Here is a 21,784-nt window from a genome sequence, read left to right as displayed (position 1 = left end):
CGCCGTCGCCAAGGTTCCGCCCCATTCGCGCGGACAGGCGCCCAAGCACGTCCAGAAATTTCCCGAAGGCCGCCCATGACCGGCCCTGCGGGAGCCGCGTTTTGACGGCAGGCCTGAAAGCGTCGCGTCCGCGCGCGATGCCGCCCGGGAAATGCCCGCCGAGCCGGCGAAAACCGGCCCGACCTACACCTGCCTGCCCTCCGGCGACCGGGCGGGCCACAGCCAGCCGCTTTGCCCGGTTGCGACCTCGCATCCGCGCCCGATCCGCACGACAGAGAGGACCGAGATGTCGAACCCCCTGCCCACCCTTCTTGCCGCGACCGCCCTTGCGATTGCCGGAGGCATCCTGGCCACGCCCGTTCCGGCCGACGGCACCGCTCACGCCACCCGGATGGCCGCCGCAGATCCCGCGGCGCATGGGGATGCGGACGGGCATGGGGGTGGACATCATGGGGCCGCGCGCGGCACCCACGCCCTGGCTGACGGGCTTTGCCACGGCTTCGGACCGCAGGCGCCGCGCGACATCTCGATGACCCGCGGCAGCAACGGGCGGATCTTCAACATGGCCCCGCCCGCCTCCGAGCTGAACCTCTGCAACATCCACACCCATACCAATGCCGAACATTCCGGCCCCGGCTTCTCGATCAGCGCGGGCACGGGCGAACATGGCGGCTTCAGGTGCAACGAGACCGCCAGCCTGACCGAACAGGAGCTGAAAGACCCAGCTGCCGGGCAAGGCGCCTTCCACGGCGCGAAGCCGGGCGACACAATCGAGGTCCACTGGGTCTACAGCTCGTGCGACGTGGCCCCGGGCAATGGGCTGGGCTCGTGCATGTCGGAAACCTGCCAGAACCCGCAACTGCGGGTCGAGGCGCAGGTCTTCCTTCTGGTCAACGATCATAATGCGCTCGACTTCAAGGACTTCATCTATCGCGGCACCCAGGTGAACGGGCTGCACCAGCCGCGCGCCCTGCCCCAGGGCACCGGCACGCCGGTCCTCTACGCCGGTTCGACCACCGGCCCGAAATACACCGAAGCCACCTGTTCGCCGCTGCAGGTGACCTGGTCGGTGCGCCCGTCCTGCGCCAAGCTCGATATCAATTCGCTTTACGAATGGGCCGCCGTTGGCAACGTCTTCCAAGAGGATCACAGCCACGGCGTGCGTCCGCTCGTGACCGCCGAAGAACTCTTGTCGCCGATCCGCTGACCGCCCCCGCCGGGGGGCCGGTTCCGGCGGGATTGCCACGGCGCATGGGGTCGCATATTGAGACCCCATGAGCACCCATGACCGCCTTCTCATCGTCGATTTCGGAAGCCAGGTGACGCAGCTGATCGCGCGCCGCCTGCGCGAGCTGAACGTCTATTGCGAAATCCATCCCTACCAGAATGTCACCGACGCCTTCCTGGCCGACTTCGCGCCCAAGGCGGTGATCTTCTCGGGCGGGCCTGCCTCCGTGCTGGACGAAGGTTCGCCGCGTCCGCCCGAGAGCGTCTTCGCCCTTGGCGTGCCGATCCTCGGCATCTGCTACGGCCAGCAGGTGATGATGCAGATGCTGGGCGGCCGGGTCGAACGGGGCCATGGCACCGCCGAATTCGGCCGCGCCTATGTCACCCCCTTGGCCGAGCGGATCGACCTGCTGAAGGGCTGGTTCGCGCAGGACCGCGAACAGGTCTGGATGAGCCATGGCGACCATGTGGCCGAAATCGCGCCGGGATTCACCGTCTACGGCACCTCGCCCAACGCGCCCTTCGCCATCACCGCGGACCTCTCGCGCAACTTCTTCGCCGTGCAGTTCCACCCCGAGGTGCACCACACGCCGAACGGCAAGACGCTTTACGAGAATTTCGTGCGCCTTGCGGGCTTCACCGGCGACTGGACCATGGGCGCCTATCGCGAGGAGGCGATCCGCAAGATCCGCGAACAGGTCGGCGATGCCAAGGTCATCTGCGGACTTTCGGGCGGCGTCGACAGCTCGGTGGCGGCGGTGCTGATCCACGAGGCGATCGGCGATCAGCTGACCTGCGTCTTTGTCGATCACGGCCTGCTGCGGCTGAACGAGGCCGAAGAAGTCGTGGCAATGTTCCGCGACAACTACAACATCCCGCTGATCCATGCCGATGAATCGGACCTGTTCCTGGGCGCGCTCGAAGGCGTCAGCGACCCCGAGGTCAAGCGCAAGACCATCGGCAAGCTCTTCATCGACGTCTTCCAGAAGCACGCGGCCGAGGTCGGCGGGGCCGAATTCCTGGCCCAGGGCACGCTTTACCCCGACGTGATCGAATCCGTCAGCTTCTCGGGCGGGCCATCGGTCACCATCAAGTCCCACCACAATGTGGGCGGTCTGCCCGAGAAGATGGGCCTCAAGCTGGTCGAGCCGCTGCGCGAGCTCTTCAAGGACGAGGTCCGCGCGCTGGGCCAAGAACTGGGCCTGCCTGCCAGCTTCATCGGCCGCCACCCCTTCCCCGGTCCGGGCCTCGCGATCCGCTGCCCTGGCGAGATCAGCCGCGAGAAGCTCGAGATCCTCAGGAAGGCCGATGCCGTCTATATCGACCAGATCCGCCGCCACGGGCTTTACGACGAGATCTGGCAGGCCTTCGTCGCGATCCTGCCGGTGCGTACCGTGGGCGTGATGGGCGACGGGCGCACCTATGACTATGCCTGCGCGCTGCGCGCCGTGACCTCGGTCGACGGGATGACGGCGGACTATTATCCCTTCACCCACGATTTCCTGGGCGAAACCGCGACGCGGATCATCAACGAGGTCAAGGGCATCAACCGGGTCACCTACGACATCACCTCAAAACCCCCGGGCACCATCGAATGGGAGTGACCGTCACCGGTTGGATCGAGGCCCCGCCCGAACGCCGTGCGCAGCTGCGCGCGGCCGCCGCCGAGCATCTGCGCCTGACCCATGCCGAGCCCGGCCGCGTGCGGTTCGAGATGCACGAAGATCCCGACCGGCCGGGACGGTTCCTGCCGGACGAGGAATTCACCGATGCCGCGGCCTTCGACGCCCACCGCGCCCGCAAGGCGGGCACCGCCCGTGACAGTGCCGCCGACGGCCCCCCCAGAGACCTGAAGATCGCGGGTCTGCCCGAATGAGCGCGCCGTCATGACCCCTGTGCTCCGGGCGGCCCTGTGGATGACCGGAGCGATCACCGCCTTCTCCTCGATGGCGGTTGCGGGGCGAATGGTCTCGGTCGAGCTCGATACGTTCGAGCTGATGCTCTACCGCTCGCTGATCGGCCTCGGGCTGGTGCTGGCGGTCGGCGGGACCTTGGGGCGGCTGGGCGAGATTTCGCGCCGCCAGCTCGGTTTGCATGCGCTGCGCAATGTCTGCCATTTCACCGGACAGAACCTGTGGTTCCTGGCGCTGGGCCTGATCCCGATGGCACAGGTCTTCGCCCTGGAATTCACCTCGCCGATCTGGGTCGCGCTGCTGGCCCCCGCCATTCTGGGCGAGAGGCTGACCCCGACCCGGGCGCTGGCGGCCTTCATCGGCTTTCTCGGCATTCTCCTCGTGGCCCGGCCGAACCCGGCCGCGCTGGAACCCGGGGCGATGGCCGCCGCGGCCGCCGCGATCTGCTTTGCCGGATCGGCGCTGTTCACCAAACGGCTGACGCGCAGCCAGTCGATCGTCTCGATCATCTTCTGGCTGACGGCCATGCAGACCGTGCTCGGCCTTGCCTGCGCGGGCATCGACGGCCAGATCGCCTGGCCCTCGCCCGCCGCCTGGGTCCCGCTGACCGTGATCGGGCTGGCCGGGCTCACCGCGCATTTCTGCCTGACCAGTGCGCTGGCGGTCGCGCCCGCCAGCATCGTCATGCCGCTCGACTTCCTGCGCCTGCCCGTGATCGCGCTGGTCGGCATGATGCTTTACGACGAACCCCTCGATCCGATGGTCCTTGTCGGTGCGGCAATTATTCTCGGGGCCAATTTCCTCAATTTGCGCGGAGAAGTGGGACGCCCGCGACACGCTGGTCAGGAAAACCGGATGGCCCCCCGGCGAACGTCGCGTTAGCAATTGACCGGTGAAGCCCGCGCCCGCTAGCCTTTTGTAAAAGTCAAAAAGTGGGAGGAAAGAATGAAATATGCCGTTGGGGCGGCCGTTTTGGCTGCTGTGACGACAGGCCCGGCCTATGCGGGCGGGATCGAGAGATCGGTGCCCTCGGTCGGGATCCTTTTCGAACAGGGCACCTATGTCGAACTCAGCTTCAGCCGGTTCAGTCCGGATGTGAGCGGCAAGTCGCGGAGCGCCCCCGGGCTTGGCTCTGGCGACATGGCGCCGGGCTATAACAGCTATGCGCTGGCCTTCAAACAGGACCTTGGCGAGTCCGTCGATGTCGCGCTGATCCTCGACGAACCGATCGGTGCGGATGTCGCCTATCCGAGCGGAACGAACTATCCCTATGGCGTGCCCTCCCCAGGCCTCGCGAATGCCCGTGCCGACATCAACTCAACCGGCTTGACGGCACTTCTGCGGTATGAACTGCCGTCGAATATCAGCCTGATCGGCGGGGTGAGGGCTCTGAAGACATCGGGCACGGTCGCGCTTCCGGGCATCGGCAGCTATTCGATGACCTCCTCGACCGAGACGGATTTCGGCTATGTTCTCGGCATTGCCTGGGAAAAACCCGAAATCGCGGCGCGCGTCGCCCTGACCTACAATTCCTCGATAACCCACGACTTCAATACTTGGGAGGAAAGCCTCGTCAACCCGGGCGGGTCGGCCACCAAGCTCGAGACCGAAATCCCGCAATCGCTGATGCTGGAATTTCAGACCGGCGTTGCGGCCGATACGCTTCTGTTCGGCTCGATCCGCTGGGTCGACTGGACCGCCTTCGAGATCGATCCCACGGTTTATGGCCAGATCCCGGGGATCACCGACGCGCTGGTCTCCTACAGTAACGACGTTATCACCTACAACCTCGGGCTCGGACGCAAGTTCAACGACAACTGGTCCGGTGCGATCCTGGTGGGCTATGAAAAGCACGAGGGCGATGAGGTCGGAAACCTCGGCCCGACCGACGGCTTCCGGTCGATCGGGCTGGCTGCGACCTATACCCGGGGCGCGATGGAGGTTACCGGCGGCGTCCGCTATGTTGAAATCGGCGACGCCACGACCTCGCTCGGCAAGTTCGACGGCAATGATGGCCTCGGCTTCGGGGTTCGGGTCGGCTACCGGTTCTAGGCTGCGCCGCGGCGCAACAGCGACGCCCCGGCCCCGGCCGGGGCGTTCGCGTTTCGCGGGCGGCGATTGGGTTTGACCGCCCCGCAGCGGCGGGATAGGACGCGGCGCGGATCGAAGGGGTGGTCGGATGATCTATGAGACGTCAGAAGCCTGGCGGCAGGCAAAGACGCGGCAGGTGCTGCTGTTCGGCATGTCGGGGCTGGGCAAGACCCATGTGTCGAACATGCTGCGCGCCGAGGGCGGCTGGTTTCACTACTCGGTCGATTACCGCATCGGCACCCGCTACATGGGCGAGTTCATCGCCGACAATTTCAAGCGCGAGGCCATGAAGGTGCCGCTGTTGCGCGAGCTTCTGCGCACCGACAGCGTGTTCATCGCCTCGAACATCACCTTCGACAATCTCGCGCCGCTCTCGACCTATCTGGGCAAACCCGGCGCGCGCGACAGGGGCGGGCTGCCCTTCGACGAATACATGAACCGCCAGGCCCAGCACCGCGAGGCGGAAATCTCGGCTCTGCTCGACACCCCGCGCTTCATCGACCGCGCGGCCCAGCTTTACGGCTATTCCGATTTCGTCTGCGATTCCGGCGGCTCGATCTGCGAGGTCGTGGACCCCGAGAACCCCGAGGACCCGGTGCTGTCAGCGCTGTCCTCGCATCTGCTGCTGGTCTGGATCGAGGGCAGCGACGCCCATACCGCCGAACTGGTGCGCCGCTTCGACCGCGCGCCGAAGCCGATGTATTACCAGCCCGAATTCCTGCATGCCGCCTGGGCCGATTATCTGTCCCAGACCGGCCTGACCGAAGACGCTGTCGATCCCGACGCCTTCGTGCGCTGGACCTATGCGCGCGCGCTGGCCCACCGCCAGCCGCGCTATGCCGCGATGGCGCGGAACTGGGGCGTCAAGGTCAGTGCCGAAGAGGTCGCGAAACTGCGCAGCCCCGAGGATTTCGCCGACCTCATCGCCCGGGCTATCGACACAGCGCCAGCGCGCCGCTGATCGCCGGGCCCGCGCCAGCCAGCCCGAACCGGCCCAGCGTGTAGCCCGCCCCGTTGCGGATCTCGAGGCTTCGCCCGCGCATCAGCGCCCCCAGCAGCGGCGCCCCGGGCGGAAGGCTCGCCAGCGCGCTGAGATCGCCCGCCCCGGTGAAGCTCACCGGAAATCCCTGCCCGTCCACGGCCAGCATCAGGATGTTCGGCCCCGGGCTGCCCTCGACGCCTGCCAGTTGCAGGATGCGCTGGCCGCCCGGCGCGCAGAAGAGATAGAACAGCACATCCGGATCGGCCTCGGAGCGGGTCCCGGCGAAGGCCCCGCGTCCGTCCGCTGTCGGACCGCTGGCCCAGGGGACCGGCGCGGGCGCAGCTTCCGAGGGACATCTTTGCGCCACGCAGGCGGCATAGGCCGGAGTGTCGGCCGGGCCGAAGGCCGAGAGACAGCTCCAGATGCACCGCTGCAACTCCCATTCGGGACCCTCCTGGGCCGCGGCCGGGCGCGGCATCCCCGCCGCCAGCATCCCGGCACAGGCCAGAATCGGCAGCACTCTTCGTGATCTCGGCCTTGTCCCGCGCACGCTTTCCCCTCCGGTTTCGCCGATTGTTCCATGTGATGAAACCGTGCAGGGTCCCTTCTGTCAATTGACCCGCCTCTCCCTTGAGAGACGGCCCCAACTGACCTATGTTCACGCGCCGTTCGAGTGGAGATGTCCGATGCCCATCAAGATCCCGACCGACCTTCCCGCCTTCGACGTTCTGGCGCGCGAGGGGGTCATGGTGATGGGCGAGGATGCGGCGCTGCGTCAGGACATCCGGCCCCTGAAGATCGCGCTTCTGAACCTGATGCCGAAGAAGATCCAGACCGAGACGCAATTCGCCCGGCTGATCGGCGCGACGCCCCTGCAGATCGAATTCAGCCTCGTGCGGATGACCGAGCACAAGACCAAGAACACCGCCGCCGAGCATATGGAGACCTTCTACCGCCCCTTTGCCGAAGTGGCGGACAGCGGCGAGAAATTCGACGGGCTTCTGATCACCGGCGCCCCGATCGAGCATCTGCCTTTCACCGAAGTCACCTATTGGAACGAGCTTACCCAGGTCTTCGACTGGACCCAAAGCCATGTGCATTCGACCTTCGGCATCTGCTGGGGCGGCATGGCGATGATCTATCATTTTCATGGCGTCCAGAAGCACATGCTGCCAAGGAAGGCCTTCGGCTGCTTCCGGCACAGCAACCTTGCCCCCGCCTCGCAATATCTGCGCGGTTTTTCCGACGATTGCGTGATCCCGGTCAGCCGCTGGACCGAAATGCGCCAGGACGAGATCGACGCGGCCCCCGGGCTGGTCACACTGCTGGGAAGCGACGAAAGCGGCCCCTGCCTGGTCGAGGACGCCGCGCATCGCGCTCTCTATATCTTCAACCATTTCGAATATGACAGCGACACGCTGAAACAGGAATACGACCGCGACGTGGCCAACGGTACCCCGATCAACGTCCCGCAGAACTATTATCCGGGCGACGACCCCGCCCTGCCGCCGCAGAACCGCTGGCGCAGCCACGCGCATCTGCTTTACGGCAACTGGATCAACCAGATCTACCAGACCACCCCCTTCGACCAGACCCTGATCGGAACCCGCTGAGCATGCCCGAGGACTACGCCCCCACCGGACGGATGATCGAGATCGACGGGCTTCAGGTCCATGCCCATCAGGAGGGCGCCGGGCCCGACGTGATCCTGCTGCATGGCGCGGGCGGCAATACCCGCGACTTCACCTTCGACCTGCTCGGGCGACTGTCGGGCCAGTTCCGCGTGACCGCCTTCGACCGGCCGGGGCTCGGCCATACCGACCCGCTGCACCCGAATGGCGAAAGCCCCGCCGAACAGGCCGCCGTGCTCGAGGCCGCCAGCCTCCGGCTGGGGCTTGGCCCGGCGGTGCTGGTCGGCCATTCCTTCGGGGGGGCCGTGGCGCTTGCCTGGGCGCTCGACCATCCGGCGCGGGCGGCAGCCATCGTGTCGCTCGCGGGCGCTGCGATGCCCTGGCCCGGCGGGCTCGGCCCCTATTACGAACTGGTCTCGTCGGATTTCGGGTCGATGTTCATGGTGCCGCTGATCTCGGCCTTCGTGCCGCGCTTCGTCGCCGACCAGACCATCGCCCGGATCTTCGAACCCGACCCCGTGCCCGACGGCTATGCCGACCATATCGGCATCGCGCTCAGCCTGCGCCCGGACACGCTGCGCGCCAATACCCGGCAGGTGAACGGGCTGAAGCCCCATATCCGCGCCATGGCCGCGCGCTATGGCGAGTTGCGGATGCCGGTCGAGATCCTGCATGGCACCGCCGACCGGATCGTGCCGATCGAGGTCCATTCCCGGCCGCTGGCCGAACGCCTGCCCAACGTCCACCTGACCGAACTCGACGGCGTCGGCCACATGCCCCACCACGCCGATCCCGAGGCCGCTGTCGCGGCGATCCGCCGGGCGGCGACGCGGGCCGGATTGCGTCCCGCCGCCTGATCGCCATACTGCCCGGGACCGTCCCGGAGCATGCGATGACAGATGATCTTCCCTTCGACGGCGCGATCACCCGCTTCTACGAGCACGACGCGCCCCACGAGATCCGCAAGGCCATTGCCGACAGCCGCAAGCACGACATCCTGTCCGACAGCTATCCCTATGACCGGCTGCTGGACAAGCACACCTATGCCGAGGATCTTGAGGCGCTGCAGATCGAGCTGGCCAAGCTGCAGGCCGATGTGAAGGCCACCGGCAAGCGCATCGCGGTCCTTTTCGAGGGCCGTGATGCGGCCGGCAAGGGCGGTACCATCAAGCGGTTTCGCGAGAACATGAACCCGCGCGTCGCCCGGCTGGTGGCGCTGCCCGCGCCCTCGGACCGCGAGAAAAGCGAATGGTACTTCCAGCGCTATGTCGAAGAGCTGCCCGCCGGCGGCGAGATCGTGCTGTTCGACCGGTCCTGGTACAATCGCGCCGTGGTCGAGCATGTCTTCGAGTTCTGCACCGACGCCGAGCGCGAACGCTTCTTCGATCAGGTTCCCCGCTTCGAGGAGATGCTGGTCGACGAGGGCGTGCTGCTGGTCAAGATCTGGCTGAACGTGGGCCAGACCGAGCAGCTGCGCCGCTTTCTGCAGCGCGAAGGCGACCCGCTCAAGCAATGGAAACTGTCCTGGATCGACGTCGAGGGACTTAGGCGCTGGGACGCCTATTCGGCGGCGATCCGCGAAACCTTCATGCGCACCCATACCGGGCCCGCCCCCTGGACGGTGATCCGGTCGGACGACAAGCGCCGGGCGCGGCTGGCCGCGATCCGGCGTGTCCTGTCGCTGGTCGATTACAAGGGCAAGAAGGACAAGATCGTGGGCGACCCCGACCCGCGGGTCTGCGGCGGTCCCGAAATCTGGACGCTCTAGCCCCCGACCCCGGGCCTCAGGCGAACAGCACCAGCGACCGCGCATCCCAGGCGACCCGCGCCTCGGTGCCCCGGTCCAGCACCGGCCGCCCGACGAGGTTCTTCATCGAGATCGTCATCGGCCGGTCGACCCCGTCAAGCCGGACCACGTAATAGGTCATGTCCCCGTAATAGGACAGATCCTCGACCGTCCCGATCGCGACGCGGCGGTCGGTGGTTTCGCCGGGAAACAGGATCGACATGGTCTCTGGGCGGATGCCCACGCTTTGGGTCTGGCCCGGATGCCAGCCGCCGGGCAGCTGGTCGGGGGCGATCACCGCGCGGCCAAGCCCGGCCGCCTCGACCTCGATATGGGTCTCGTCGCTGACCGTGGCGGTCGCGGGCAGGAAGTTCATCACCCCGATGAATTCGCCCACCTGACGCGTGTTGGGCCGCCGATACAGCTGTTGCGGGGTGTCGAGCTGGGCAATCTGGCCCTCGAACATCACCGCGATCCGGTCGGACATGATCAGCGCCTCTTCCTGGTCGTGGGTGACCAGAATGAAGGTGATGCCCACCTGCCGCTGCAACCGCCGCAGCTCGGTCTGCATCTGTTCGCGCATCTTCTTGTCAAGCGCCGACAACGGCTCGTCCAGCAGCAGCACCTTGGGTTCCAGGATCAGCGCGCGGGCCAGGGCCACGCGCTGGCGCTGGCCGCCCGACAGCGCATGGGCGGCGCGAGCGCCATAGCCCCTGAGCCCCACCATCTCCAGCGCCTCGGCCACCTTGCGGGCCTTCTCGTCGCGGCTCAGCGGCTCGCGCCGGAGACCGAAGCCCACATTCTCGGCCACCGTCAGATGCGGGAAGATCGCGTAGGACTGAAACACCATGTTGGTGGGCCGCACATTCGCCGGCACCCGTTTCATGTCCTTGCCGTCGATCATCAACCGGCCGCCCGACAGTTCCTCGAAGCCTGCGATGGTGCGCAGAAGCGTGGTCTTGCCACAGCCCGACGGCCCCAGCAGGGAAAAGAACTCGCCCTGCCGGATCTCGGCACTGATCCCCCTCAGCGCGTAATACTCGCCGTAGTATTTCTCGACATTCTCGAGCGCGATGATGGGGCGTTCGACGCCCAGCGTGTCTTTCACAGGAAACCTCCGGCGTCGGCCTGTCCGGTGCGCGCGACGCCCCGGCGGCGGAAATATTCGGCAATGGCAAGCAGGATCACCGAGGCCAGCACCAGGATCGTGCCCAGCGCCATGATCACGGGGATCTTCTGCGGAAAGCGGAGCTGGCCCCAGATATAGACCGGCAGGGTCGGGTTGGTCCCGGTCAGGAAGAAGGCGATGATGAACTCGTCCAGCGAGATCGTGAAGGCGATCAACAGCGACGAGATGATGCCCGGCATCACCAGCGGCAGCGTGATGAGCCGGAAGCTGGACCAGCGGGTTTCACCCAGATCGATGGCGGCCTCTTCCAGCGAGACGTCGAGGCTTTGAAAGGCCGAGTTCAGGATCGCGATGGAAAACGGCGTGCACATCAGCACATGGCCCAGCACCACCGTCCAGGACCCGAGCGGCAGGCCGAGTTGCAGAAGCACCACCAGCAGCGAGACCGCCACGATGATTTCTGGCAGCACCAGCGGCAGCATGATCAGCCCGAGGATGCCCTTCTTGCCCGGAAAGGCAAAGCGCGTGCCCGCCCGGGCGGCGCAAATCCCCAGACAGGTGGCGATCAGCGCTGACGAAACCGCGATGATCAGGCTGTTCAGCACCGCCGCATGCAGCGCCGGGATGGTCAGAAGCTCCTTGAACCATTCCAGCGTGAAGCCCTTCAGCGGAAAGGCGATCACCGTGCCGTCGTTGAAGGCAAAGATCGGCAAGAGCGCGATCGGCGCATAAAGGAAGATCAGATAGAGGATGGCGTAAAGCCTGAGGCTCTTCATTTCTGCCCCTTCAGGTACCGGCGATTGAGGAACAGGAAGATCAGCGAGACCGCCGTGACCATGGCCATCGCCAGCACCGCCAGCGCAGCCCCCATCGGCGCGTTGTTCAGCTTCAGGAACTGGGTCTGGATCATGTTGGCGATCATCAGCCCGTTCGGCCCGCCGACGAGGCGCGGTGTGACATAATCGCCGATAGTCGGGATGAAGACGATCAGCACGGCCGCCACGACGCCCGGCATCGCCAGCGGCAGCGTCACCCTCAGGAAGGTCATGACCCGGCTTTCGCCCAGGTCCCGGCTGGCCTCCAGCAGCGAGCGGTCGATCTTTTCAAGCGCCACATAGATCGGCAGGATCGCGAAGGGCGCATAGGCATGGGCCAGCGTGATCACCACCGCATTGGCGTTGTAGAGAATAAAGCTCAGCGGCTCGTCGATGATCCCGAGCCCGGTCAGCGTGGTGTTCAGCACGCCGTTATAGCCAAGGATCACCTTCCACAGAAAGACCCGCATCAGGTAGGACGACCAGAACGGGATGGTGATCAGAAAGATCCACATCGACTTTCTGGACGGCGGCACGCTGAACGAGATGAAATAGGCGATGGGAAAGGCGGTCAGCACCGTCGCCGCCGTCACCGCCAGCGAGATCACCAGCGAGCGCAGCAGAAGCTCGCCATAAAGCGGATCCGACAACGCCTCGCGATAGTTCTTCAGCGTCAGCGTGGTATCGAGCGTCAGGTAGTCCTGCGTCCAGAAGCTGAACAGCACGATGGCCGCCAGCGGCGCCGCCAGCAGCAGCAGCGCGTAAAGGAAAGGCGGCGCCACCAGGAAATACCCCTGTGTCGCCTCGCTTCGGCCCAGCCGGGGCCTTGCCTTGGTCTCGGTCATTGGAATCGCGCCACTCCCGCTGTCGGACGCGATCATGGAAACAGACGCCGCCCTGTGCAAGGGCACCCGGGCCGTCCCGGGCAAGTTCCTTGGGCACCTGCCCGAAATTTCGGCAAAACCCCGCGGATGCCCGGTGCGGCCCGGTTCGGGCCGGGCCTAACCCATCGCCCGCAAGCGCTTGATCAGGCTCGAGGTATCCCAGCGCGCCCCGCCCAGCTTCTGTACGTCCTTGTAAAACTGGTCGACCAGCGCGGTGACCGGCAGACTGGCGCCGGTCCGGTCGGCGGTGGCCAGACAGATGCCCAGATCCTTGCGCATCCAGTCGACCGCAAAGCCATGGTCGAACTCGTCGTCCAGCATGGTCTGATAGCGGTTCATCATCTGCCAGCTGCCGGCCGCGCCGCCGCCGATCACCTCGACCACCGCGCGTCCGTCAAGCCCGGCCTTCTCGGCGAAATGCAGCCCCTCGGACAGGCCCTGCACCAGCCCCGCGATGCAGATCTGGTTGACCATCTTGGTCAGCTGCCCGGAACCGGTGCCGCCCATCCGCTTGGACAGCTTGGCATAGGCGCCCATCACCGGCTCGGCCGCCGCATAGGCCGCCTCGGGGCCGCCGCACATGATCACGAGCTGGCCGTTCTGCGCGCCCGCCTGCCCGCCCGAGACCGGCGCATCGACGAAGGCAATGCCCCGCGTCTCGGCCAGCGCCGCCATCTCTTCGGTGACCATCGACGACACCGTGGTGTGATCGACAAAGACCGCGCCCGAAGCCATGCCGGCAAAGGCCCCGGTGTCGCCGTCGCAGACCGCGCGCAGATCGTCGTCATTGCCGACGCAGGCCATCACGAATTCGGCCCCCTCGGCCGCAGCGGCAGGCGTCGGCGCGGCGCGGCCGCCATGCTCGGCCACCCAGGCCTCGGCCTTGGCGGCGGTGCGGTTGTAAACGGAGACCTCATGGCCCGCGGCGGCAAGATGCCCCGCCATCGGATAGCCCATCACCCCAAGCCCCAGAAACGCAACCCGTGCCATGCGGCTCCTCCCCTCGTTGCATGAAACGCCATTTGCCCTTACCTAACGGCCTCATCCGAGGCGTCAACAACGGGTGCGCCATGCCCAATCTCTTCCGCTGGCTGTTGCGGATCTTCACCGCCGTCGTGGTTCTGGCCGGTCTGGGGATCGGCGGCGCCTATTACCTCGCCGCGCGGTCCCTGCCCGAGTATAGCGGGACGCACGAGGTCACGGGGCTGAGCGCCCCGGTCGAGATCGTGCGCGACCACACCAGTGTGCCGCATATCTTCGGCAAGACCGACGAGGACGTGTTCTTCGGACTGGGCTATGCCCATGCCCAGGACCGTCTCTGGCAGATGACGGTGCTGCGCCGGACGGTGCAGGGGCGGCTGTCCGAACTGTTCGGCGCCCGGACGCTGAAGATCGACGAGCTGATGCGGCGGCTCGACCTCTACGGGCTCGCGCAGAAGTCGGTTGCGGCCCAGGACCCGCAGACCCGCGCCGCGCTCGAGGCCTATTCGCGCGGCGTCAACGCCTGGATCGAGACCGTCAACACCGAGGCGCGCGGCCGCGGCGCGCCGGAATTCTTCCTGTTCCGGCCGGAAGTCGCCTATTGGCAGCCGGCCGATTCGATTGCGCTCGTCAAGCTGATGGGGGTGCGGCTGTCCTCCCATCTCGACGCCGAGGTGCTGCGCGCGCGCGTCTCGCTGCTGCTCGAGCCCGAGCGGGTGATGGACCTGCTGCCCGACGCGCCCGGGCCGGGGCTTGCCGCCCTGCCCGACTATGCCGAGCTTGCCCCCGGGGTCGTGCCCTCCTCGGCGCCGCTCGCGCGCTATGCCGAAGGCCAGCTGTCGCCCTTCCTCGGACCGGATCTCGCGGGCGCCTCGAACGCCTGGGCGGCGGCGCCGAAACGCTCGGCCGCGGGCGGCACGCTGCTGGCCAACGACCCGCATCTGGGCTTGGCCGCGCCCTCGATCTGGTACCTCGCGCGGCTGGAACTTTCGACCGGAGGCGTGATCGGTGGCACCATCCCCGGGATTCCGACGATCCTTTCGGGCCGCTCGGCCAAGCTGGGCTGGGGGCTCACCACCTCCTATCTCGACGATCAGGACGTGTTCCTCGAACAGCTGAACCCCGACGATCCCGAGGAATACCGCACCCCCGACGGCTTTCGCCCCTTCGAGACCCGGCGCAGCATCATCAAGGTCGCCGATGCCGAACCGGTCACGATCACGCTGCGCTGGACCGAGAACGGGCCGGTGCTGCCCGGCACCCATTACGATCTGGCCTCGATCACCCCGCCCGGCCATGTCGCGGCGGTGAGCTGGACGCTCTTGAACGGCGCCGACACCTCGATGAGCGCGGCGATGCGGGTCATGCGGTCGCAGACTGTCGACGAGGCGATCGAGGCCGGGCGGTTCTTCGTCGCGCCTTCGCTGAACCTGACACTGGTCGACGAGGACAATATCGCGCTGCAGATGATCGGGGCGATGCCGCGCCGCACCGCCGCCAACCAGAGCCAGGGCCGCCTGCCCCAGCCCGGCTGGAAGGAGGAAAACCGCTGGCAGGGCTGGCTGAACTATGCCGCCAATCCCAGCTTCAGAGACCCGGCAGGCGGTATCCTCGGCAACACCAACAACAAGCTCGTCGACCGGCCCTTCCCGCTGCATGTCAGTTTCGACTGGGGCGACACCCAGCGGATCCAGCGCTGGAAGCGGCTGATGGAGACGCGCAAGGTCCATACCCGCGAAAGCTTCATCGAGGCCCAGCTGGACACCGTGTCCTTCACAGCGCGCTCGCTTCTGCCGCTGGTGGGCAGGGATCTGTGGTTCACCGGCGAGCCCGCACCCGCGGGCAGCCCGGAACGGCGGCGCCACCGGGCGCTGGAACTGCTGGCGGGCTGGAACGGCGAGATGAACGAACACCTGCCGGAACCGCTGATCTATGCGGCCTGGATGCGGTTCTTGCAGCGCGACCTGATCGAGGACGACCTGGGCCCGCTTGCACGCGAAATCACCCATGTCGAGCCGCTGTTCATCGAGCGGGTGTTCCGCGACATCGACGGCGCCTCGGTCTGGTGCGACATCCGCCAGTCGGCCGCGCAGGAGACCTGCACCGAGATTGCCCGCAAGTCGCTGGACGAGGCGCTTCTGTATCTGTCGGAAACCTACGGCGGCTCGCTCGAATCGCTGCGCTGGGGGCAGGCGCATCAGGCCTGGCACGATCATCCGGTGCTGGGCGAGACGCCGCTTCTGAAATGGATCGTGAACATCCGCCAGCCGACCTCGGGCGGCGACAACACGCTGAACCGGGGCCTGACCAAGGGGACCGACCCGTTCCCCTTCGCCAATGTCCATGGCGCAGGCTATCGCGGGGTCTATGATTTCGCCGATCCCGACAGCTCGGTCTTCATTATCTCGACCGGGCAATCGGGCCATCCGCTCAGCCGCCATTACGACGATCTGGGCGAGTTGTGGCGCCGGGGCGAGTACATCCCGATGTCGCTCGACCCCGATCTGGCCCGCGCTGCGGCGGTGGGTATCACCGATCTGGTGCCGAAAGCCGAGTGACCCTGTGTCCTCCGTCGCCGCGCACTCACCACCGCAGGGGGGCGGCCCGGCTTTTGGCACGTGACGAAGGGTTCGAGCCCGCCACCGGCTCCGGGACCCGGTGGCGGGCTCTCTCCCGGATCGGGGCGCGACACACGGTCCAGCGGGGTATTTCGGGGTCCGCGCGGCGCCATCCGGCGCGGGGCAAGGGCGGCACATCCGGCGTTCGCCGGCCCCAGGGCGACGGCGCAGGCCCGCGAAGCCGGCTCGCCCGCGTGCCTCAGGACATCGCCCCCGGAACGCGGCGACCTGCAGCCGCCTCAGCCGTCCTTCGGAGGACGGGGGTGCGCCGGGGCGATGCGGGTCATCGCATCCTCGAACTGGGCCCAGGTCATCGTCGCACGGTTGCCCGCAACGCCATGGTAGTAGGACCGGCCGCTGGCGGTCGGCAGACCGGCCCAGATCTGCGCCAGATTGTGCATGAAATCCTTGCGCTTCAGATCGCCCGCGCCGAAGGCGCTGAGCCCGGCCTCTTCCAGCAGCAGATCGGCCAGCCGATCCTGAACCGGCGCCGAGAACCGGGTGCGCTCGCTCAGCCCCAGTTCGGCCACCAGACGGCGCAGCGTCTCGGGGATGAACTGATAGCGGCCGATGGCATGGGGCTGACCGGGGGTGTCGGCGATCCATTTGTAGATCTGGCCGATGGTCAGTTGCGTGGGCCGCCCCGGCGGCAGGATCTTCGCGCCGTGCTGAACCGCGTCATAGCCCATACGCCCGGCCTCGGCCCGGCCGATCAGAAGCCGGATGCCTTCGGCCAGCGCCGCAGTCGTGCCACCCGGACGGAGCGGCGTAAAGACCGACACCGGGCCAGACGGCGCCGCCCGTTGCGGCCGGTCGGGAGAGGGGGCGAACAGGCTCGACCCCTCGCGTCCGGCGAAAAGACTGGCGCCGGACGGACCCGGCCCCGAGGCAGGCATCTGGGTCAGCAACGGCCCAGAAGCGCCGCCCGCTGCGCCAAGAAACCCGCCCCCCGCAATCAGCGAGACCGGCTCGGCCAGCGCGGGGCGCAGGACAGAGGCCAGGGCAAGCCCGAGTCCGAGGATAAGGGCAAGGGCCAGTTCGACAGCCAGCATCGGCACGCGGTTTCGCGGGGGCATCGGCACCTCGTTCTGAGTGCGTGAATTGCCCGCGACCCTGCCAGCCAGAAGTTCAGATTTCGTTGCTGGCGGCCCGAACCGCCCGGCGCCTCAGAGGCTGCGAAACCGCTGTTCCTGCCGCGCCGTCCAGTTGACGGTCAGGGTCGAGCCGTCATCGTCGGGCGCCTCGCCCTCGACCACGCCCTGATCGTAAAGCCAGGCACGGCGGCGTCCATCGCCATGATCGAGATACAGCTCGCGCCGCTGCCGGGTTTCGTCGAGAATCCCGGTCACCGCCGCCAGCAGCGGCTCGATCCCCTGCCCGGTCCAGGCCGAGATTGCCTCGACCCGCTCGTGCCGCGCCGCCGCCGCCTCGACCGCCGCGCGCCTCTCGGGGTCCAGAAGGTCGGTCTTGTTCCAGACCTCGATCTGCGGCGTCTCGCGCGCCACACCCAGATCCGCAAGGATCGTGCGCACGTCCTCGGCCTGGGCCTCGCTGTCGGGATGGGCGATGTCGCGGACATGCAGGACCAGATCGGCCTCCAGCACCTCTTCGAGCGTCGCGCGGAAGGCCGCGACCAGCTGCGTCGGCAGATCCGAGATGAACCCCACCGTGTCCGACAGGATCACCTTCAGCCCGGTCGGCAGCGCCACCGCCCGCATCGTCGGGTCGAGCGTGGCGAACAGCATGTCCTTGGCCAGCACCTCGGCCCCGGTCAACCGGTTGAACAGCGTCGACTTGCCGGCGTTGGTATAGCCCACCAGCGCCACGATCGGGAACGGCACCTTGCGCCGGGCGGCGCGGTGCAGATCGCGGGTCTTGACGACCTTCGACAGCTGCCGCCGGATCCGGGTGATCGCCTCGTCGATGGCGCGGCGGTCGGCCTCGATCTGGGTCTCGCCGGGGCCGCCGACGAATCCCAGACCGCCCCGCTGGCGTTCGAGGTGGGTCCAGGCCCGCACCAGCCGCGTGCGCTGGTAGCTGAGCGCGGCCAGCTCGACCTGCAACACGCCCTCGCGGGTCCGCGCCCGGTCGGCGAAGATCTCGAGGATCAGCCCGGTCCGGTCAAGGATCTTGACCTTCCAGGCCTTTTCCAGATTGCGCTGCTGCACCGGGCTGACCGGCCCGTCGATCAGCACCAGCTCGACCTCGGCCCCGGTCAGCCTCTCTTTCAACTCGTCGATCTTGCCCGACCCGAACAGATAGCCCGCCCGGGGCCTCGCCAGCGGCACGACCTCGGCGCCCGCGACCTCAAGCCCGGGCAAGGCCCCGGCCAGCGCCACGGCCTCCTCAAGCGCGGGGCCAGACGCCCGGCGCTCGCGGTCGGACGATATGTCCGGATGCAACACCCAGGCGCGGGTGATGCGAGGCGCGGACCCTGCCGGTTCGGCCGGGCTCAATCCTCACCTTCGTAAAGGTTGATCGGCTGCGAGGGCATGATGGTCGAGATTGCATGCTTGTAGACCAGCTGGGACTGCCCGTCCCGGCGCAGCAGCACGCAGAAATTGTCGAACCAGGTGATCACGCCCTGCAGCTTGACCCCGTTGATCAGAAAGATCGTGACCGGGACCTTCGTCTTGCGAACATGGTTAAGAAACGCGTCTTGCAGGTTTTGCTTATCGGCAGCCATTTTTTCTTTGCCTTGTTGTCTATTCTGCCCCTCGGCGGACAGCCGTCTCCCTCTGGGGGCGAGTATGAAGCGAGGTTTACTCAGATTCCAGCCCTGTTCAACGTGTTCCACAGGTGAATTTTGCATCGCCCCGAGGATCACTTGCGCCAGAATTCGGGATTCAGCAGCGCAATGATCGCCAGCGTCTCGAGCCGCCCGAGGATCATCGCGCTTGCCAGGACCATCTTCGCGGCATCGCCGAGCGCCGAATAGGACAGCGGCGGGTCGGTCGCGGCGGCGGCCAGCGGGCCGGTCGTGGTCAGCGCCGCGACCGTCAGCACCATCGAGGCCTCGAAATCGAGCCCCAGAAGCCCCAGCGCGACCATGACCACCGCCACCGACAGCGCGAAGAGCATGAAGAAGACAAAGGCGATCTGCGCGCCCTGACGGCGGATGCGGCGGGCGAAGGCGCCCGCGCCCCCGACCGAGGACGGATGCACCAGCTTTTCCATCTCGCGGATGCCGTGCTTGTAAAGCGCGTAGATCCGCAAAAGCTTGACGCCCCCCGCCGTGGTCGCGACGCCGCCGCCGAAAACCGCAAGCCCCACAAGAATCAGCCCCGGCGTCGCCAGCCCGGACCATTGCCGGGCGTCGATCCATTCGACCGAGGCAAAGCCGGTGGTGGTCAGGTAAGATGTCACCGTGAAAATCGCGCCCCAGAGCGCGCCAAGCGCCGCCAGCCCGTTTTCCTCGGCGGCGACCTCATAGGCGCCGACCCAGTGCCGGGCGAACAGGAAGACCGTCACCACCCAGGCGATGCCGACCCCCATCCGCAATTCCAGATCGTCCTTCAGCCGGCGCCAGCTTTCGGGGCGGAAATCGAACATGAACATCTGCCGCGAAATCGCGAAGAGCATGAAGCCCCACAGCATGATCTCGCCCGCGATGCCGCTTTGACCGCCCGCAACCCCGCCGACCGGCGAGATCCCGGAGGTCGAGAGCACCGACATCGCATGGCAGGCCGCCACCAGCGGCCCCTCGCCCGCCACCAGCATCAGCACCCAGAGGCAGGCGGTCAGACCGACATAGACCGGCGCCAGCTGCTCGGCGAAACGCATCAGCCGTTCGCGCGGATCGTGGGCCGGGTGAACCGCGCCGCGCTCGGGGCCGACACGACCGGCGATGCTGCCCGCTCCGGCCGTCACCTCGAAGCCGCCGAGGTTCATCGGCGCCAGGATCGCGATGGCGGTCACCCAGACGAAGAACCCGCCCAGCCAGCCGACCAGCGCGCGCCACAGATGCACGCCCGCGGTCAACCGTTCGGGACTGTCGAACAGCGTCGCCCCGGTCGTGGTCAGGCACGAGATCATCTCGAAATAGGCGTTGAGAAAGCTCGTGTCGCGCACCGCCTCGGAAAACGGCACCGCCAGCATCACCGGCAACAGCGCATAGAAGCCCAGCATCGCCAGCAGATGGCTGCGGGCCTGGTTGCGGACCGGCCGGTTGATGGTCGACAGGCCGATCAGCACGGTCAGGACGGAAAACAGCAGCCCGGAATTGAAGAAGGCCCGCGCCGTCGTCCAGTCGCGTTCGGCCAGCGCAAGGCCCACCGGCGGAAACATCGCCAGCGCCCCGATCCCCATCAGGATCACCAGGAAGGGAAGATCGGCCAGCCGTCGCATGGCTCAGAAGAAGTCGATGGACACCTGCAGCAGGCGCTCCACCTCGGGGACATCGGCACTGAGGGCGAAGATGACCACCATGTCGCCCTCCTCGATCCGGGTATCGCCGCGCGGCAGGATCACCTTGCCGGCCTTCATCACCGCGCCGACCAGCGCGCCTTCGGGAAAGTCGATATCCTGCACCCGCTTGCCCGACATGGGCGAGGTCGACAGCACCTGCGCCTCCAGCACCTCGGCCTCGGCATCGCCGATCGAATAGACGCCGCGCACCCGGCCATGGCGCACATGGCGCAGGATCGAGCTGACGGTGGTGGCGCGCGGGTTGATATAGGCGTCGACCTCTAGCGCGCCCATCAGCGACACGAGCGAGGGATCGTTGACCAGACAGATCGCCATCGGACAGCCCGCCATCTTGGCGCGCACCGCGGCCAGCAGGTTGGTCTTGTCGTCGTCGGTCACCGCCAGCACCGCGTCGGCGCGCTCGATATTGGCTTCGGCCAGCAGGTTGATGTCGAGCCCGTCGCCGTTCAGCACGATGGTCCGTTCCAGCGCATCGGCCGCGATCTCGGCCTGGCGGCGGTCCTTCTCGATCACCTTGGCGCGGATCCGGTCCTCATGCGCCTCCAGAGCCTTGGCCACCGACAACCCGACATTGCCGCCGCCGATGATGACCACGCGCTCCTGTTTCTTGGTCGACTTGCCGAAGATCTCCAGCGTCCGGTTCACGTCGTCGACATGGGAGAAGACATAGATCTGGTCGTCGGGGAACAGCTGGTCGCCCGGCTCGGGCGCGAACAGCGTGCCCTCGCGGCGCACCCCCACCACCAGCGCGCGCAGCGTCGAGAACAGGTCGGTCAGCTGGCGCAGCGGCGTGCGCAGGACCGGGCAATCCTCATCGAGCGCGATCCCCAGAAGCTGCGCCTTGCCATGCAGGAAGCTTTCCGTGTCGAAGGCGGCAGGCGCTGCCAGACGCTGCAGCGCGGCCTCGGCCACCTCGCGTTCGGGGCTGATCACCACGTCGATGGGCATGTGATCGCGGCGGTAGAGATCGGAATAGATCGCGGTCAGGTAGGACTGCGCCCGAAGCCGCGCGATCTTGCGCGGCACGGCAAAGATCGAATGGGCCACCTGACAGGTCACCATGTTGACCTCGTCGGACTGGGTGGCGGCGATGATCATGTCGGCATCGCGCGCGCCCGCGCGTTCCAGCACGTCCGGATAAGAGGCATGGCCCGCGATGCCCTGCACGTCCAGCGCGTCGGTGGCGCGCCGGATCAGGTCCGCGTTCATGTCGACGATGGTGACGTCGTTCTTCTCGCCCGAGAGGTGGCGGGCGATCTGCCAGCCGACCTGGCCCGCGCCGCAGATGATGACCTTCAT

General features: G+C 66.9%; 20 protein-coding genes. 10 read left to right on the top strand and 10 right to left on the bottom strand.

The annotated features are described in order from the left end of the window. The first annotated feature begins 151 nt into the window (after positions 1 to 151). The 6 genes from DSD19_RS04200 to DSD19_RS04175 all read left to right on the top strand — a co-directional run bounded on the left by DSD19_RS04200 (position 152) and on the right by DSD19_RS04175 (position 6,192). On the top strand, positions 152 to 1,207 hold the full coding sequence (locus DSD19_RS04200) for a delta-class carbonic anhydrase (protein ID WP_243627673.1): 1,056 nt from the start codon (positions 152 to 154) through the stop codon (positions 1,205 to 1,207). 67 nt (positions 1,208 to 1,274) lie between these two features. Beyond that, positions 1,275 to 2,831 carry a glutamine-hydrolyzing GMP synthase gene (guaA, locus tag DSD19_RS04195; RefSeq protein ID WP_113668624.1) on the top strand — a complete coding sequence of 519 codons (1,557 nt, stop codon included), beginning with the start codon at positions 1,275 to 1,277 and terminating at the stop codon, positions 2,829 to 2,831. After that, positions 2,828 to 3,103, top strand: a complete 276-nt coding sequence (locus DSD19_RS04190; protein WP_165828034.1) for a putative quinol monooxygenase — start codon at positions 2,828 to 2,830, stop codon at positions 3,101 to 3,103. Before guaA ends, DSD19_RS04190 begins: the two co-directional genes overlap by 4 nt. Positions 3,104 to 3,113: 10 nt before the next feature. Further along, positions 3,114 to 4,022 (top strand): DMT family transporter, encoded by a 909-nt coding sequence (locus DSD19_RS04185; RefSeq protein ID WP_113668622.1) that lies wholly within the window; start codon positions 3,114 to 3,116, stop codon positions 4,020 to 4,022. Between the two features lie 63 nt (positions 4,023 to 4,085). Then, positions 4,086 to 5,192 carry a hypothetical protein gene (locus DSD19_RS04180; protein ID WP_113668621.1) on the top strand — a complete coding sequence of 369 codons (1,107 nt, stop codon included), beginning with the start codon at positions 4,086 to 4,088 and terminating at the stop codon, positions 5,190 to 5,192. Between the two features lie 127 nt (positions 5,193 to 5,319). After that, positions 5,320 to 6,192: an ATPase gene (locus tag DSD19_RS04175; RefSeq protein ID WP_113668620.1), complete on the top strand. Its 873-nt coding sequence runs from the start codon at positions 5,320 to 5,322 to the stop codon at positions 6,190 to 6,192. Here DSD19_RS04175 and DSD19_RS04170 read toward each other — a convergent pair. Beyond that, positions 6,164 to 6,733, bottom strand: a complete 570-nt coding sequence (locus DSD19_RS04170) for a hypothetical protein (RefSeq protein ID WP_133260349.1) — start codon at positions 6,731 to 6,733, stop codon at positions 6,164 to 6,166. The genes DSD19_RS04175 and DSD19_RS04170 overlap by 29 nt on opposite strands. A gap of 166 nt (positions 6,734 to 6,899) precedes the next feature. Between DSD19_RS04170 and metA the strand changes: the two genes are divergently transcribed. Genes metA through ppk2 form a run of 3 tightly spaced genes read left to right on the top strand, consistent with a single transcriptional unit; the run spans position 6,900 to position 9,612 of the window. Beyond that, positions 6,900 to 7,826: a homoserine O-succinyltransferase gene (gene metA, locus DSD19_RS04165; protein ID WP_075785822.1), complete on the top strand. Its 927-nt coding sequence runs from the start codon at positions 6,900 to 6,902 to the stop codon at positions 7,824 to 7,826. Positions 7,827 to 7,828: 2 nt separating this feature from the next. Further along, positions 7,829 to 8,701, top strand: a complete 873-nt coding sequence (locus DSD19_RS04160; protein WP_113668618.1) for an alpha/beta fold hydrolase — start codon at positions 7,829 to 7,831, stop codon at positions 8,699 to 8,701. A 35-nt stretch (positions 8,702 to 8,736) separates the two neighbouring features. Then, positions 8,737 to 9,612: a polyphosphate kinase 2 gene (gene ppk2, locus DSD19_RS04155; RefSeq protein WP_113668617.1), complete on the top strand. Its 876-nt coding sequence runs from the start codon at positions 8,737 to 8,739 to the stop codon at positions 9,610 to 9,612. A 16-nt stretch (positions 9,613 to 9,628) separates the two neighbouring features. Here the strand turns inward: ppk2 and DSD19_RS04150 are convergent, their stop codons facing one another. The 4 genes from DSD19_RS04150 to DSD19_RS04135 all read right to left on the bottom strand — a co-directional run bounded on the left by DSD19_RS04150 (position 9,629) and on the right by DSD19_RS04135 (position 13,448). After that, positions 9,629 to 10,738, bottom strand: coding sequence for an ABC transporter ATP-binding protein (locus tag DSD19_RS04150; RefSeq protein ID WP_243627672.1), 1,110 nt, complete (start codon positions 10,736 to 10,738; stop codon positions 9,629 to 9,631). Continuing rightward, complete coding sequence (locus DSD19_RS04145) at positions 10,735 to 11,535, bottom strand: ABC transporter permease (RefSeq protein ID WP_108022969.1); 801 nt, start codon at positions 11,533 to 11,535, stop codon at positions 10,735 to 10,737. The genes DSD19_RS04150 and DSD19_RS04145 overlap by 4 nt, the downstream gene beginning before the upstream one ends. Continuing rightward, on the bottom strand, positions 11,532 to 12,419 hold the full coding sequence (locus DSD19_RS04140) for an ABC transporter permease (RefSeq protein ID WP_075785817.1): 888 nt from the start codon (positions 12,417 to 12,419) through the stop codon (positions 11,532 to 11,534). Before DSD19_RS04140 ends, DSD19_RS04145 begins: the two co-directional genes overlap by 4 nt. A 156-nt stretch (positions 12,420 to 12,575) precedes the next feature. After that, positions 12,576 to 13,448, bottom strand: coding sequence for an NAD(P)-dependent oxidoreductase (locus DSD19_RS04135; RefSeq protein ID WP_113668615.1), 873 nt, complete (start codon positions 13,446 to 13,448; stop codon positions 12,576 to 12,578). Positions 13,449 to 13,528: 80 nt separating this feature from the next. Here DSD19_RS04135 and DSD19_RS04130 point away from each other — a divergent pair, with 80 nt between their 5' ends. After that, positions 13,529 to 15,997, top strand: coding sequence for a penicillin acylase family protein (locus DSD19_RS04130; RefSeq protein ID WP_113668614.1), 2,469 nt, complete (start codon positions 13,529 to 13,531; stop codon positions 15,995 to 15,997). Between the two features lie 299 nt (positions 15,998 to 16,296). Here DSD19_RS04130 and DSD19_RS04125 read toward each other — a convergent pair whose 3' ends face one another. The 5 genes from DSD19_RS04125 to trkA form a co-directional block, all read right to left on the bottom strand. Then, positions 16,297 to 17,133 carry a hypothetical protein gene (locus tag DSD19_RS04125; RefSeq protein ID WP_243627670.1) on the bottom strand — a complete coding sequence of 279 codons (837 nt, stop codon included), beginning with the start codon at positions 17,131 to 17,133 and terminating at the stop codon, positions 16,297 to 16,299. A 90-nt stretch (positions 17,134 to 17,223) separates the two neighbouring features. Continuing rightward, positions 17,224 to 18,477, bottom strand: a complete 1,254-nt coding sequence (gene hflX, locus DSD19_RS04120) for a GTPase HflX (RefSeq protein ID WP_081382294.1) — start codon at positions 18,475 to 18,477, stop codon at positions 17,224 to 17,226. A gap of 32 nt (positions 18,478 to 18,509) precedes the next feature. Continuing rightward, the gene (gene hfq / locus DSD19_RS04115) at positions 18,510 to 18,743 is read right to left on the bottom strand and encodes an RNA chaperone Hfq (protein ID WP_042461931.1); all 234 of its coding nucleotides are present in this window, start codon (positions 18,741 to 18,743) and stop codon (positions 18,510 to 18,512) included. Between the two features lie 137 nt (positions 18,744 to 18,880). Further along, positions 18,881 to 20,404: a TrkH family potassium uptake protein gene (locus tag DSD19_RS04110; protein WP_075785813.1), complete on the bottom strand. Its 1,524-nt coding sequence runs from the start codon at positions 20,402 to 20,404 to the stop codon at positions 18,881 to 18,883. A 3-nt stretch (positions 20,405 to 20,407) separates the two neighbouring features. Further along, the gene (trkA, locus tag DSD19_RS04105) at positions 20,408 to 21,784 is read right to left on the bottom strand and encodes a Trk system potassium transporter TrkA (RefSeq protein WP_075785812.1); all 1,377 of its coding nucleotides are present in this window, start codon (positions 21,782 to 21,784) and stop codon (positions 20,408 to 20,410) included.

The organism is Rhodovulum sp. BSW8 (assembly GCF_003314725.1).
Lineage (GTDB): Bacteria > Pseudomonadota > Alphaproteobacteria > Rhodobacterales > Rhodobacteraceae > Rhodovulum > Rhodovulum visakhapatnamense.
Note: the sequence above shows the minus strand (reverse complement) of the source record. Positions and strands in the feature narration are given on the sequence as shown.